General features: G+C 53.2%; 11 protein-coding genes. 8 read left to right on the top strand and 3 right to left on the bottom strand.

The window, feature by feature from the left end; all coding sequences use genetic code 11:
* Positions 1-230: 230 nt before the first annotated feature.
* The 3 genes from EC836_RS15725 to EC836_RS15715 all read left to right on the top strand — a co-directional run bounded on the left by EC836_RS15725 (position 231) and on the right by EC836_RS15715 (position 6,469).
* The gene (locus EC836_RS15725) at positions 231-2,144 is read left to right on the top strand and encodes a beta-glucoside-specific PTS transporter subunit IIABC (protein WP_123335378.1); all 1,914 of its coding nucleotides are present in this window, start codon (positions 231-233) and stop codon (positions 2,142-2,144) included.
* 199 nt (positions 2,145-2,343) lie between these two features.
* Positions 2,344-4,008, top strand: a complete 1,665-nt coding sequence (locus tag EC836_RS15720; protein WP_123334766.1) for a carbohydrate porin — start codon at positions 2,344-2,346, stop codon at positions 4,006-4,008.
* A 511-nt stretch (positions 4,009-4,519) separates the two neighbouring features.
* Positions 4,520-6,469 carry an autotransporter outer membrane beta-barrel domain-containing protein gene (locus EC836_RS15715; protein ID WP_123334764.1) on the top strand — a complete coding sequence of 650 codons (1,950 nt, stop codon included), beginning with the start codon at positions 4,520-4,522 and terminating at the stop codon, positions 6,467-6,469.
* Positions 6,470-6,538: 69 nt separating this feature from the next.
* Here the strand turns inward: EC836_RS15715 and EC836_RS15710 are convergent, their stop codons facing one another.
* Positions 6,539-7,609 (bottom strand): LacI family DNA-binding transcriptional regulator, encoded by a 1,071-nt coding sequence (locus EC836_RS15710; RefSeq protein ID WP_123334762.1) that lies wholly within the window; start codon positions 7,607-7,609, stop codon positions 6,539-6,541.
* 199 nt (positions 7,610-7,808) lie between these two features.
* Here EC836_RS15710 and EC836_RS15705 point away from each other — a divergent pair, with 199 nt between their 5' ends.
* The 3 genes from EC836_RS15705 to EC836_RS15695 all read left to right on the top strand — a co-directional run bounded on the left by EC836_RS15705 (position 7,809) and on the right by EC836_RS15695 (position 9,961).
* Positions 7,809-9,074, top strand: coding sequence for an MFS transporter (locus EC836_RS15705; protein ID WP_123334760.1), 1,266 nt, complete (start codon positions 7,809-7,811; stop codon positions 9,072-9,074).
* 296 nt (positions 9,075-9,370) lie between these two features.
* Positions 9,371-9,628 (top strand): AbrB/MazE/SpoVT family DNA-binding domain-containing protein, encoded by a 258-nt coding sequence (locus EC836_RS15700; protein ID WP_123334758.1) that lies wholly within the window; start codon positions 9,371-9,373, stop codon positions 9,626-9,628.
* Positions 9,629-9,961 (top strand): type II toxin-antitoxin system PemK/MazF family toxin, encoded by a 333-nt coding sequence (locus tag EC836_RS15695; protein ID WP_123334756.1) that lies wholly within the window; start codon positions 9,629-9,631, stop codon positions 9,959-9,961.
* A gap of 346 nt (positions 9,962-10,307) precedes the next feature.
* Here the strand turns inward: EC836_RS15695 and EC836_RS15690 are convergent, their stop codons facing one another.
* On the bottom strand, positions 10,308-11,369 hold the full coding sequence (locus EC836_RS15690) for a hypothetical protein (protein WP_123334754.1): 1,062 nt from the start codon (positions 11,367-11,369) through the stop codon (positions 10,308-10,310).
* 110 nt (positions 11,370-11,479) lie between these two features.
* Here EC836_RS15690 and EC836_RS15685 point away from each other — a divergent pair, with 110 nt between their 5' ends.
* Entirely contained in the window at positions 11,480-12,385 is a 906-nt protein-coding gene (locus EC836_RS15685) for a LysR family transcriptional regulator (protein ID WP_123334752.1), read from the top strand.
* A gap of 308 nt (positions 12,386-12,693) precedes the next feature.
* Here EC836_RS15685 and EC836_RS24640 read toward each other — a convergent pair whose 3' ends face one another.
* Positions 12,694-13,071, bottom strand: a complete 378-nt coding sequence (locus EC836_RS24640; protein ID WP_148050384.1) for a hypothetical protein — start codon at positions 13,069-13,071, stop codon at positions 12,694-12,696.
* Positions 13,072-13,431: 360 nt separating this feature from the next.
* On the opposite strand from EC836_RS24640, the gene EC836_RS15680 reads away from it, so the two are divergent.
* Entirely contained in the window at positions 13,432-14,013 is a 582-nt protein-coding gene (locus EC836_RS15680; protein ID WP_123334750.1) for a TetR/AcrR family transcriptional regulator, read from the top strand.
* The last annotated feature ends 21 nt before the right edge of the window (positions 14,014-14,034 follow it).

The raw sequence follows: 14,034 nt of genomic DNA, 5'->3' as shown, positions 1-14,034 counted from the left end.
TTCACAAAACTGAATATATCGGTGGCGTTTCCCCAGCGGTATTGTTAAAAGATGGGCGTTCTTCAGGACGTGACCAGAATGCTCTGGGCGAAACCTGGATAAAGCAGTGTGTTTTCTCACACTATTTTATCCAGGTTTTTTTTTGCTTTTTTTCCTGCTGGCCAGCGGATACAGGCAACGATCGTAAACGCACTGCAATGACTGTCGTCGATAAAACGGGAATTATTATCATGAATACTGAAGTGCTGGCAGGAAATATACTCAAGCTGGTGGGTGGGGAGAACAACGTTGCCTCGCTGGTGCATTGCGCCACGCGGCTGCGCTTTAAAATTATCGACAATAGCAAGGTCAATCAGCCGGAGCTGGAAGCGCTGGACGGCGTGATCACCGTGGTGAGAGGCTCCGGCCAGCTGCAGGTGGTGATCGGTAACCGCGTGCCGGACGTGTTCCGCGCAATCGGTGCCATCTCCGGGCTGCTGGACGACAGCAAAAGTAACAAGGCGGCACCGGAGCAGCAGAACAGCGCTTCGGTACTGGGCCGGCTGATCGATCTGGTGTCGGGGATTTTCACCCCGCTGCTGGGGGCGATGGCCGCCGCAGGGGTATTAAAAGGCGCGCTGGCGATTGTGCTGGCGGCGGGCTGGATGACCAGCAAAGAAACCACCTACATTATTTTGCATGCCGCCTCGGACAGCCTGTTCTATTTTCTGCCGATGCTGTTGGCGATTACCTCCGCGCGTAAATTCGAAACCAACGTATTTGTTGCGGTGTCGATTGCCGGCGCGCTGATTTATCCCAGTATCCAGCAACTGTTTACCGCCGGTAATCCGGTGACCTTCTTCGGCCTGCCGGTAATGATGATGAAATATACCGGCACGGTGATCCCGATTATTTTCAGCGTCTGGCTGATGTCGATTCTGGAACGCTTCCTGAACCGCCATATTCACGAAAGCGTGCGTAATATCCTGACGCCGTTCTTCCTGCTGACGCTGATGGTGCCGCTGACGTTAATGACCATCGGGCCGGTGGGCGTTTCGGCGAGCGAGGCGGTGGCGTCACTGTTTGTCAGCATCTACGGCATCAATCCGATTATTGCCAGCGCGCTAATGGCGGCGTCGTGGCAGATCCTGGTGATCTTCGGCGTGCACTGGGGCTTTGTGACGGTCTTTATCAACGATATTTCGGTGATGGGCCACAGCTATCTGAAGGCGGCTTCCAGCCCGTCGGTGTTTGCCCAGTCCGGCGCGCTGCTGGCGGTGATGCTGCGTACCAAAGATAAAAAGCTCAAGGCGCTGGCGGGAAGCAGCTTTATCGCCTCGCTGTTCGGCATTACCGAACCGGGCGTGTACGGCGTGACCCTCAAGCTGAAAAAGCCGTTTATCTGTGCGGTGATCGCCGCCGGCTGCGGCGGAGCCATTGCGGGCTATGCCAAAAGTTCCGCCATTTCCATGGGGATGCCGGGCCTGCTGACCCTGCCTATCTTCTACGGCGAAGGTTTTATCGGCTTTATTATCGGCTGTGTGGTGGCCTTTGCCGCCAGCCTGGTGCTGACGCTGCTGGTGGGCTTCGATGACCCGGCGCTGAAAGCCACGGCTCAAACCACACCTTCCGCACCTACGCCAAGGGAAAAACGCACGGTGAGCGCGGAAACTTCTGCGGCAGCAACGACAGCACCGGCGGCGCAGGTGGTCAACGAGCAGATCGCCGCCCCGATTTCCGGCACGGTGATCCCGCTGACGGCGGTCGATGACAAGGTCTTCTCATCCGGCATTGTCGGCCAGGGCTTCGCCATTGTGCCGGATGAAGGGCGCGTGTACTCCCCGGTGGATGGTCATATCGCCAGCACCTTCGCCAGCGGCCACGCCATCGGCATTAACTCCACCGGCGGCGCGGAGATCCTGATCCACGTCGGTATCAATACCGTGCAGCTGGAAGGCCAGCATTTCCAGATGCAGGTGAAAGAGGGTGATGAGGTGAAAAAGGGCCAGCTGCTGCTGACCTTCGATCTCGACGAAATTAAGCAGGCGGGATACGACACGGTGACGCCGGTGATTGTCACCAACAGCGAAGCGTGGCGCGAAATGAAGATCAGCGATAAACCGCATTCTCGCTTTGGCGAACCGGTGATGGCGCTGTCGCTTTAATGAATTAATGCGAAGTAGAAATAAAGTCTGTAGCGGCGTTGGGCTGTCGCCGTAGTGAATAAAACAACATTGACAGTTATCTAACACTATCCCTTCAGGACGTAACTGATTTAATTCAGGCGAGACCTGCAACCGGTGGAAATGTATTCCACCGGCGGCGGGTCTTTTTTTTGCGGGGATGCAATACCCTGGGGTAATAATGAAAGCGAAACAACTGAATTATAAAAAAACGATGATCGCGGCGGCGCTATTCTCTTGCTACGCCATCAGCGGCCAAGCCGTGGGGCAAAAACTGACGCTGGAACAGCGCATGGAAATGCTGGAGGCGCAGCTGCTGGCCACCCAGCAGAAACTGCAGGCCTACGAGGATAAAGAACAGGCACAGGCGGCTTCGGCTCGTGCTGATTCGGCGGCATCCGGTTCTCCGGCGGGTTCTGCTGCTTATGCTGCCTCGGCTCCGTCTGCGGGCAGCGTTACTGCTGGCGTTCCGGCAACCTCTGCGTCATCGGTCGCCCGGACCGCCTCCGCCGCTCCCGCCGAACCGCTGGAGCTGTCGCCGGATACGCTGAAGCAGATCAGCAAATATGTGCAGGACGACACCGGCTTTAAATACTCCGGCTATTTCCGCTCCGGCTGGGCCAGCACCACCAACGGCGGGCCGAAGTCCTGGGGCGTGGGGTCGCTGGGGCGCTTCGGTAACGAATACGACGGCTGGTATAACCTGTCGCTGAAAAAACGCGCGTGGCGCGAGGGCGATAAATCCATCTGGGCCAACGTGCAGTTTGAGGGCGATTTAGGCCTAACCCAGAGCAACGAATCCTTCGAAAAAGGCATGTCCGGCGGCGGCATGGGCAAGCTTAGTAAGCTGTACGTGGAGGGTAACGGGCTGCTGCCGTTCGCCCCGGAAGCCTCGGTGTGGATCGGCAAACACACGCTGCCGCAGTATGAAATTCAGCTGCTGGACTGGAAAAGCAACCGCACGCTTTCCGGCGCGGGCATCGGGATTGAGAACTGGTCGATGCCGGTGGGATCGCTGAGTATGGCGCTGACCCGCAACGACATCGATAACTACAGCACGGTGTGCGCGGCGGGTTCCTCAACCTGTAGCGATACCACCCAGGTTAACGTGAATATCGCCGAAGTTCGCTATAAAAACCTGCCGATAACCGACAATGTGACGCTGGAGCTGGGGGCGAAATACGCCTTCGCCAATCAGACCGATGAACAGAAAGAGGCGCAGGCGGATAACGACTACTACAAGGTCAAATCCTCGTGGCTCGGCCAGGCGATTCTGCGTCATCCGCTGCTCAACGGCACCAACGAACTGACACTACAGGTGGCTGATAACTCGCTGGCCAGCCAGTTTATGAGTATCTCCAGCGCCAACCCGGATTTTGACTACAACAGCTCCTACTACGGCATTCACAGTGATGGTATCGGCTGGCGTCTGGTCAGCCAGGGCGAGTTTTACCTGAGCGACAAGATCATCATGGCGCACGCGCTGGTCTACGGTCGCGGCCACGATCTCTACTCCACCTACACCGGCGCACACACCGACTTCGAAACCGCGCGCGCGGTGATCCGCCCGTCGTGGATCTGGAGCCGCACCATGCAGACCGCGCTGGAGCTGGGCTACTTTAACCAGCAGAACCGCGCCAACAACCTCAGCTTTGATGAGTCCGGCTATAAGGTGACGCTGGCGCAGGTCTTTAAGGTGGATACCAGCATCCTGAACTCGCGCCCGGAAATCCGCCTGTACACCACCTATCTGAAGGCGCTGGAAAACGAGATCGACAGCACCACCTTTAACGACGGTAAAGACTATCAGATTAGCTTCGGCGTGCAGGCTGAAGTGGTGTTCTGATTTTCGCGCAATCGATATTCAGTTACTAAAGGAAGAAACGATGCCTCCTGCGCAATCGGCAGGGGGCATTTTTCCATTAACCCTCTTTGTGAAACGCCTGCTCCCTGACTTCCTAACTTCCTAACTTCCTGACTTCCTGACTTCCTGACTTCCTGACTTCCTCAGCTGTTTTCTCTTCTCGTTTATCACTGATTCATCGCCGTGCAACGCTGTTCGCCAGTGGTGCATCCGGCGAAGCAGAGAAGAGAAATTGCAGGGTTGAACACACTTTTCGTAAGAAAATCGTAAAAAGAGTAAATGAATATTCACCCATCTTCTTTTTTTACACTAACGTTACAGCGTGGCTACGCTGGATGAGTTTTGCATAGTGATTGCATAGTTATTCATATTAATGCGTTGATTTCCCGCAGGAAAACCTCTCCCGATCTCTTTTATGCACTCTCTGGCACGATCGATGCTTTATCCGGGCTGTAAACGCGCTTTTTAAATGACAATAACTAAGGGTAAAGGAATGTTTAAGAAACTCGCCGTGGCTTTAGCTCTCTTCTCGGCTCAGCAGGCCGGTGCTGCCGTTGAATATGGTGATTACGCCAAAGAAACCCTCGATACCTTGATCCACGATTATCCCGGACGCTATCGCGATACCGATAACTTTGTCGGCGCGGCACAGTGGATGGAGGACCGCATGTCTCCAGGCTATAACGTTCTGCGCCAGGATTTTACCTGGACTACGCGGGGTCAGACCCGCGCCTCGCAGAACGTGATTGCTTACAATAAAGGTTTGCAGGATGACTATATTGTCACCGGCGCACACTTCGACTCCTACTACGGCAGGCCGACGCTGGAAGCGCTGGACGATAACGCCTCGGGCGCATCGCTGCTCACTGAAATCGCCCATAATCTGAGCGGTATTCAGACCGAGCGCACGCTGGTCTTTGCTGCATTCGGTGCGGAAGAGGAGGGGCTGCGCGGATCGGCGGCGATGGTCGACGAGCTGGAGGCCAACAACCTGACCGGCAACCTGAAAGGGATGATCAACATGGACAGTATGATCACCGGGGATATGCTTTACGCCCACGCCGGGGATAACAGCGTCAGTAACCCGGCGTTGACCAGCCTGCGTGACCAGCTGTTCCGCATTTCCGAAGAGCTGGGTGTGAAGCTGTATACCAACCCGGGGCTGGATCCGCAGTATCCGGCTGGGACCGGTTGCTGTAGCGACGGCGACAGCTTTAATATTCTCGACATTCCGGTGCTGTATCTGGAAGCGACCAACTGGGATATCGGTGATAAAGACGGCTATACCCAGACCACCAATCCGGCGGTGCCGGGCGGGGCAACCTGGCACAGCCCGGCCACGGATAACGAAGAATTTTTGACCAGCGTGTTTGGTCAGGAAAGAATTACCCAGCGCCTGCACGACGTTTCGCTAATCCTCACCCGGCTGCTGCTTGAATGGTCCAATACCGACCTGCTGTACTCCGCATCTTCCGCAGGCCAGCTTCAGCGCGTGGTGGAAGAGAGCCTGCAACGCCAGCACCAGAACCTGAACGATCTGCACGATGGTCGCCGTCAGCTGCTCAGCCTGCAGCCTCGCGAAGCGGGCACGTGGGGAGGCGCTGTCGGTATTGAAGGCCAGTCTACTCCGGCGGATGGTTTTGATACCGTGCCGCAGGGCCGCGCGCAAAATACCCTGGCCTATGCCCTGGTCGACTATCAGTTCAACGAACGCGCCGTGCTGGGATCGAGCCTGAGCTATCAGCGTAATAAAGATAAACTGGAGCGTGACGGATCGGTGAAAGGCGACACCTGGCAGCTGGGGGTTTATGGCCAACTGACCTTTGATAACCCGCTGTGGCTGACCGGTGACCTGTCCGCCGGACGGGCCAGCCTCGATACCCGCCGCTCGGTGTTTATCGAATCAGGCGATGGCCTGGCGCTGCTGGACCACACGCTTAACGGCCATACCAACGCCAACTTCTACGGTGGCCGGGTGAACGGCGGCTATGACTTCACCTTCGCTAAGCTGCGTACCGGGCCGTTTGCCGGACTGGACTACCAGCACTATTCGGTTGACGGTTTCAGCGACCGTGAAGATCTGCGCACCGCCGTGGACTACCAGAAGCAGGATTTCAACTCGCTGGAGGCCTCGCTGGGCTGGAAGATTTCCTCATCATTCAGCTTTGCGCAGCATCAGACCCTGCTGCCGTACGCGCATCTGTCCTGGGTTCGTGAACTCAGCGACGGCGTGAATGACCAGTTCAACATTCGCGACCGGGCGGAAGGGGGCGTGCGCAGCGTAAATATCGGTGCGCCGGACAAGAGCTTTGGCCGCGGCGGCGTGGGCGTGCAGTGGCTGATGGGCGATAACCTGTCGCTGTATACCGACGTCAGCAGCCGTTTTGCCAATTCCGACGGCGCGCAGACCCAGTACACCGTGGGCGGCGCGTTCCGATTTTAACTGATGTGGCTGGTGTCAGGGGCGGTTCTTCCGTGGGATCGACATCGGGTGATGACCCGTTTGCGATGTTCACAGCTTCTCCACCAGCGTTTTTAACTGCGTAATCACCTTCTCTTTCTCATCGTCAGTTTCCCCGCTGTAAGGGCGGGTGGACTGGCGGATAATCAACCGCGTCGGCAGCAGTTCGCGGATCTTGATCTGCGGCGCGGCCATCAGCTGGATCAGCCTTTCCACCGCGCGTTTCCCCAACACATTGAAATCCTGAGCGACGGTGGTTAACGGCGGCTGGAAGTAGAGGCTGTCCGCCGTATCGTCATAGCCCGTCACCGAAACGGCCCGGCTGCCGGTGCGATTCAGCTGCGCCAGCGCGCTGAGCACGCCGAGCGCCATCTGATCGTTGGCCACCACCATTGCGCTGACCCTGGGATGCTGGTGCAGCAGTTCGAAGGTTTTTTGCCAGCCGCTGGCGGCGCTCCAGTCACCAAATACCGTTACCGCATTGCTGATCCCCAGCCGGTGCAGCGCTTCTCGCCAGCTGCTCAGGCGCATACGGGCGGAAACTGAGCTTTCCGGCCCGGCCAGCAGGCCGAACTCCCGGTGCCCGGCGTCCCACAGGTGCTGCACGCAGGCCCCACAGCCGTCGCGGTGATCGAAACGCACGCAGCAGACGTCGCTCTCCGGCGAGACATCCAGAAACAGGCAGGCAATATCGCTGTTTTCCGCCGCCAGCCGTTCCGCCACGCTGCTTTCCAGCGGCAGGCTGATAATCGCCCCGCGAATATGCTGGGCGCGAAACTCATTCAGCCGGTCCTGCAGCGACGGGTAATCGGCCTGAACCGGCATCGCAATCGACACTTCCAGCTGGTGCGATCCGGCGTAGCTTTTCACCGCGGCGGCGATTTGCGACGGCGCGTGCAGCGTCAGCGAGGCGGTAATCAGCCCAATCGACGGCGCGGATTTCCCCGCCAGCAGCTGCGCGGAGCGGTTCGGCACATAGTGCAGCGCCTGCATCGCGCGGATCACTTTGTCACGGGTGCGTTCGGCCACCACCGCAGGATTATTCAGCACCCGGGAAACCGTCTGCTGGGAAACGCCGGCCTCGCGGGCGACATCTTCTAAGGTTGCCAAATGGCGCTGCATGCGGTGCTCCTTATTCCGGTAAAGGTGAATGTCGTGCGCTAACATTTTATGTTTAAAGAACGACAAAAAGCAGCCATTTTCCCGGCGTTTCGTGACGGCGGGCGGGTTTCATTTTCGCCGTTATTGCGGCATTAACGAAAATATCTGATAACGAAATCATTCATGTCAGGCGATAGACATTATAATACGGAATATCACCATGAAACTTTCTGAACTTGTCCCACGTGAACGGCACAACTTTATCTATTTCATGCTGTTCTTTTTCTTCTACTACTTCATTATGTCGGCCTACTTTCCGTTTTTCCCCGTGTGGCTGGCGGAAGTTAACCACCTGACCAAAACCGAAACCGGGATTGTTTTCTCCTCGATTTCCCTGTTTTCCATTGTCTTCCAGCCGGTGTTCGGCCTGATTTCCGATAAGCTCGGGCTGCGCAAACATCTGCTGTGGACCATTACGGGGCTGTTAATCCTCTTTGCGCCGTTCTTTATCTTCGTGTTCTCACCGCTGCTGCAGATGAACATCATCGCCGGCGCGCTGGTGGGCGGGATCTACCTGGGGATGGTGTTTTCCAGCGGTTCCGGCGCGGTGGAGGCCTATATTGAACGCGTGAGCCGCGCCAACCGCTTTGAATACGGCAAGGTCCGCGTTTCCGGCTGCGTCGGCTGGGCGCTGTGTGCGTCAATCACCGGCATCCTGTTCAGCATCGACCCGAATATCACCTTCTGGATCGCCTCCGGATTTGCGCTGATCCTCGGCGTGCTGCTGTGGGTATCCAAACCCGAGAGCAGCAACAGCGCCGAAGTCATCGACGCGCTGGGCGCCAACCGCCGGGCGTTCTCAATGCGCACCGCCGCCGAACTGCTGCGGATGCCGCGCTTCTGGGGCTTCATTGTTTACGTGGTGGGCGTGGCCAGCGTGTATGACGTGTTCGACCAGCAGTTCGCCAACTTCTTTAAAGGGTTTTTCTCCAGCCCGCAGCGCGGCACCGAAGTGTTTGGCTTTGTGACTACTGGTGGGGAATTACTTAATGCACTAATCATGTTTTTCGCGCCGTTTATTATTAACCGCATCGGCGCCAAAAATGCCCTGTTAATTGCCGGATTAATTATGTCCATGCGTATTCTGGGATCGTCCTTTGCCAGCTCGGCGGTGGAGGTGGTATTCCTTAAGATGCTGCATATGTTTGAGCTGCCGTTTTTACTGGTCGGCACCTTTAAGTACATCTCATCGGCGTTTAACCCCAAGCTTTCCGCCACTCTGTTCCTGATCGGCTTTAACTTATCGAAACAGCTATCCGGCGTGGTGCTCTCGGCGTGGGTAGGGCGGATGTACGATACCGTCGGCTTCCACCAGGCTTATCTGACCCTGGGCTGTATTACGCTGAGCTTTACGGTGATTTCTATCTTTACCCTTAAAGGCAGTAAAACGCTGCTGCCGGCAGCGGCTAACAATAGCGTGGCGTGAGAGGGAAGGGCTGCCATGGAGGGCGGGCCTTTGTGCTTACTGAATTAGCCTTACGCGTGATCCTCTTGCCTCCGGCGGTGCAAAGATTTGGAAGCCGTGCCGCATTCTTCCTGCCTGAAACGTCATAACTCTTTGAGCCGGTGGTGAAGTTTTCTATCATCGGCTTTCTTTGTCATGGACTCAGCTCCTGCATGATAACAGGCTAAACTAAGGAAATTACCACAATGGAATTGATTAATAATTGCGCACGCATCGCCGACAATGTTATATTTAAATATAATTTTTGGAGGTGTTCTATGCATATTGCTCGCCTGAAAAAGGTTGGAGGCTCCGTCATGCTGGCGGTTCCTCCTGCCGTGCTTAAAACGCTGGGGCTGACTACCGATAGTGAAGTCGGCATGACCATTGATAATGGCCGCCTGATTATTGAACCCCAGAAACGACCGCATTATTCCCTTGATGAGCTGCTGGCGCAGTGCGATCCGCACGCAGAAATCAGTGACGAGGATCGGGAATGGGCTAATGCCTCAGCCCTGGGTAAGGAGGTCCTGTAAATGGACAGGGGAGAAATCTGGCTCGTCTCTCTCGATCCCACTGCGGGGCACGAACAACGCGGAACGCGGCCGGTGCTGATTGTTTCACCCGCTTCGTTTAACGCCTTCACCCGGCTCCCCGTTGTTGTGCCAATCACCAGCGGCGGCAACTTCGCCCGCACGGCAGGCTTCGCCGTTTCTCTGGATGGTGCGGGAACGAAAACCACCGGCGTGATCCGCTGCGACCAGCCCAGAACTCTTGATATGGAAGTGCGTAACGGCAGACGCCTGGAGCGGGTACCCGAGGTGATTGTCAATGAGGTGCTGGCAAGACTGGAGGCGATTCTTGGGTGATGTTTTGGGGGGAGAAAGTGGAGTACATCCAGCAGTCCGCTCAGGGGAACTTGAGTGGGCTTATTTGCCTGGTTTAGGAGAGCGTTGTCTATTCGCTGGAAGGTGATCCAGGCGCGGAAGATTAATGGGTGGGGAGAATAAGTGAAGGGCTGTTTAGGGAGATCGGTTAGTCCGCTTTGTGCCAGAAGCGGACGTTGATAGCTCTGAGCTATAGGGAGCAATTGACACAGTGATTTATGAGTTAGCTTCACGTTTTTTTATCCCCGGATAATAGTGGTAAAGAAAATTCAGACGCAGGTTTGCTATATCCTGCCGTCCGATTTTGGCATAAAATTCAATTTAATAATTATTGATTTAATCGATAGCGGGCAATTTTAGTGTTGCGAAATGCGCTCACCCATATCTCATTACCGACCTCAAGTCCGGTTGTTGCAGCGGCATACGTCTTCATATTTTCCCCATCAACCAGTACACGAAGAGTAGATAAATTATTGGGATCTACTTCAATGATTTTAAAGGGAACGGGGCAGACATCTTTATCAGAAGCAACACAATTAAAAATGCTGGTAGCCGACTGAAGCTGGCCTGCAACTATCAGTTTTCCGTCTCTGGACCAACTCAAATTATCTGGCTTCATTCCAATATTCACCTGAAGAGGTTTACCGCTCCCTGAAGACGTAGGTAATCGTAATATGCTCTCGCTCCCCCAACCTGCGATGTAGTAAAATTTGCCATCAGGGCTGATTTTAAGGCCGTTGTTAAGCGGAAGTTCGCTGCCTGCAACCCTTTTAAAGCCATGTTGTTGGCTCCACTCCAACAGATAACCGGTATTCACTCTATTTTCCAGTTGCTGCATTAGAGCTCTGTTATCGGTTTCAAAAGAAATTGTTACAGCCAGACCACCGTTGCTGAGCGGAACCACAGCATTTGGGAAAGCTTTATCGGGCATGATCAAACATCCGCTCCATGTAAAAGCAGGTTTGGAAGTGGAGAGGTCAATGTTGAAGAATTCAACCGACATTCGTTTTCCGCGATTGACAGCCATCAGTTGATGCGTGCCATCAGTTGTACTACGTATAGCAAGTCCACTCATCGCAAGATCGTCCATCTTCAGAGGTTTGCAGGTTGGGTCGCCAGCAGAAGAAACGAAGGCGACCTTGGCATTCACCTGATGAGCATTCCCAGAAGCTGAATCAATGAGATATAGATAGCCTGGCTTCTCATTCCCCGGTGTTTTATCCGTAGATGTGACAACCCAGGGCGTATTTGGAATGACAACCATATCTTCAGGATTGACGGTATTTTTGACATATCCAATAAATTCCTGTGCCTGCAACGTCGCAGAATTTATCGCCATGCTGAAGAGCAGCGTAATGCCAGCAAGCTTACTTATTTTCAAATGGATCATGATTTTTTCTCAAGGAGCGGTCAGTACGCATACTCTAAATAACAAACTGAAGTTGTTAAATAAGCTTTAAATCATTACATTGATGACTGAAATTCCAGCATGAGGGTATTATGGATCTTGGAGCAATAGCGGCTTTTGTATCTGCAGCGGAAGGTGGTAACTTCACCCTGGCAGCCACGGAATTGGGAATTAGTGCTTCAGGCGTGAGTAAAGCGATATCACGTCTGGAAAATGAACTGCATGTCAGGTTGTTTAACCGCACAACGCGCAGTCTAAGTCTGACCGATGATGGGGCGGCGTTATACCAGAGATGTAAGCAAATCCTGAGTGATCTTGATGACGCTAAATTAGCTATGTCCCAGGCGCAGAGCGCCCCCAGTGGCCGCTTGCACGTAAGCATGCCTTCAGCGTTCGGACGTTCGCAAGTTATACCAGCAATCTCTGCCTTTATGCGGCAATACCCTCTCGTTAAGGTGGATGCCAGCGTAACCGATCGTTTTGTGGATGTGGTGGAAGAAGGTTTCGATGTCATCGTGCGTATTGGGGATCTGCCTGACACCCGAATGATAGCGCGCACTTTGGGGGTAACACGTTTTGTAGTAGCCGCTTCGCCTCATTATTTGCAGCAACAATCGCGACCTGAAAAACCTGAAGACTTACGCCATCATAATTGTGTGTCATTTATTTCTCCCCAGACCAGAAAAATTACTGAGTGGATTTTTTTTCAAAATGAACAAAGAATTGTTCATCTTCCTGCCGGGACGCTGTCATTAGACGATGGTAATGCCATGGTAGATGCTGCGATTAGCAATTCCGGTGTAATTTATTGTCAGGATTATCTAATTGAAAGTGCTGTAAAAGAAGGTAAGCTGGAAAGGATCCTTGGCGATATTATGACGCCAGAAAAACCTGTGGTGGTAATGTATGCGCAAAACCGCCATTTATCACCAAAGGTACGTGTATTCGTTGACTTTATGGTCGCCCACTTTGCCAGCAGGAACAGGGAGTTGGTGTAATGTTCAACAATTAAAGTGATTGAAAATAACAAGTTACATCCCAATATCTTTATCTTTTTTGTATATCGAAAAGTTCTGTCCCCCACTCAATCTTCATCTTATAGTTTCTTCAATCCCGATCAATCAAAGATGAGTTGACATTGCTCAGTAAAAAGTTAACAAAATAAAAAATGAGAATGACACTACGAACCCAGATACTTTCATACATTAATAACTCAGCACCAATGTCTAATCTTCGCTCTCAGCAGACCATTAGCGTCAGGTGTTTGTCCGCTGTGTGCCAAGAGCAGAGGTAGGATCATTAATCATCAAAAACATGCTTGTTGAGTTATTCGTTTTCCCATCAATACCACTCTGAAGCTTTGGGGGTCGACATTGACTACCGCATAGCGTATCTGCGGACAAATCAGTTCTAAGCTTCGTTTGCTACAATCAAGCTGCATTAAAGTGCGTGCGCCGGATTGGGTTTGCACCCTATTGGTCTCAGGATAGTCGCTGCAATCAAATCCTTCTTTAATTAACTTTTCTTTCGCCGCATCCAGGCTCATTCCGATAAGATTTAGGCTCTCGACTTCTCTGGCATGCGATTTTTCAGAAACTCGAGTCAATGAGCATCCGCTCAGTAATTGAGCGAAGAGTAAGAAGAATATAGGGATTAATTTCTTTTTATTTTTTGTTTTTTGCATCAGACTGACCTTTAGGTTTTATACCTTTGAACTATATCGTTATATTTTGTAATAAACAGAGTGAGGAGTAAAACTCAAAATTCTCCGCTCAAAACCTATATACACCTGGGGTGACTTGTTCCCCGTTGATTATCACACGCGAATGTTAGTCCTGCATCCCCGCGGTCATGACAAATGAGAACTTCCGTTCTTCGCTCTAAGCAGACCTAACAGCCTTGCTTTAGGTCCGCCCGTGCCGGGATCGGAGGTTTACTGGCATCACCCAACGTCTGTCAAAGAACTGAGTGAGGCTACCGCAATTCTTGACCATTCGTTCCATAATTGTTAGGGTGATGACTGTCTTTACCGTGGGAGAGCCTGATGGCGGGCAGACCGAGAGAATTTGATGACCAGTTCGTGATTCAGGCGGCTATGGATGCGTTCTGGAGAAACGGCTTTGAAGCGACCTCCGCTCAGGAGCTCGTTGAGAGTACAGGGCTTGGCCGTGGAAGTCTGTATGCGGCTTTTGGTAATAAAGAAAATCTCTACCATGAAGCCCTGCGCCGTTATCATAGCTCAAGCATTGAGTTTCATGAGGCGGTATTCAGCCAGGCCGGTAGCGTTAAGGACAGGTTACGCATTCTGCTTGAAAAAGGTATTGAACTGGATTTCAGCGACATAGAGCGCAACGGCTGTATGGCAATATTCTCTCCCCTGGAAAGAGCCGCTAAAGATAAAACCGTTGAAGAGCTCAGCCGCAGTTATATCAAAAAGCTTGAGGCAATGTTCATCAGACTTTTTGCCGCCGGGATTGCTGCCGGGGAGTTTCAGGCCGAACGGCAGCCTGAAGTTATGGCTAAGGCATTTATGTGTGCCTATTTTGGTTTCCGGGTATTCGGCAGAATTGTGCATGAGCCTGAATATCAACGGGATGCGATCGAAGCGCTAATAATGAGCATTTAGTTCAAAGGCCATTCGGCCTTT

Origin of the sequence: Erwinia sp. JUb26, from assembly GCF_003751505.1 — a bacterium.
Taxonomy (GTDB): Bacteria; Pseudomonadota; Gammaproteobacteria; order Enterobacterales; family Enterobacteriaceae; genus Erwinia.
This window is presented reverse-complemented; position numbering and strand designations above follow the sequence as displayed.

What these genes read in the sequence shown, in the direction of transcription:
- EC836_RS15710 (WP_123334762.1), bottom strand. Translation starts at nt 7,609, where the DNA reads ATGCAGCGCCATTTGGCAACCTTAGAAGATGTCGCCCGCGAGGCCGGC.
- EC836_RS15705 (WP_123334760.1), top strand. Translation starts at nt 7,809, where the DNA reads ATGAAACTTTCTGAACTTGTCCCACGTGAACGGCACAACTTTATCTAT.
- EC836_RS15690 (WP_123334754.1), bottom strand. Translation starts at nt 11,369, where the DNA reads ATGATCCATTTGAAAATAAGTAAGCTTGCTGGCATTACGCTGCTCTTC.
- EC836_RS15695 (WP_123334756.1), top strand. Translation starts at nt 9,629, where the DNA reads ATGGACAGGGGAGAAATCTGGCTCGTCTCTCTCGATCCCACTGCGGGG.
- EC836_RS15680 (WP_123334750.1), top strand. Translation starts at nt 13,432, where the DNA reads ATGGCGGGCAGACCGAGAGAATTTGATGACCAGTTCGTGATTCAGGCG.
- EC836_RS15725 (WP_123335378.1), top strand. Translation starts at nt 231, where the DNA reads ATGAATACTGAAGTGCTGGCAGGAAATATACTCAAGCTGGTGGGTGGG.
- EC836_RS15715 (WP_123334764.1), top strand. Translation starts at nt 4,520, where the DNA reads ATGTTTAAGAAACTCGCCGTGGCTTTAGCTCTCTTCTCGGCTCAGCAG.
- EC836_RS15700 (WP_123334758.1), top strand. Translation starts at nt 9,371, where the DNA reads ATGCATATTGCTCGCCTGAAAAAGGTTGGAGGCTCCGTCATGCTGGCG.
- EC836_RS15720 (WP_123334766.1), top strand. Translation starts at nt 2,344, where the DNA reads ATGAAAGCGAAACAACTGAATTATAAAAAAACGATGATCGCGGCGGCG.
- EC836_RS15685 (WP_123334752.1), top strand. Translation starts at nt 11,480, where the DNA reads ATGGATCTTGGAGCAATAGCGGCTTTTGTATCTGCAGCGGAAGGTGGT.
- EC836_RS24640 (WP_148050384.1), bottom strand. Translation starts at nt 13,071, where the DNA reads ATGCAAAAAACAAAAAATAAAAAGAAATTAATCCCTATATTCTTCTTA.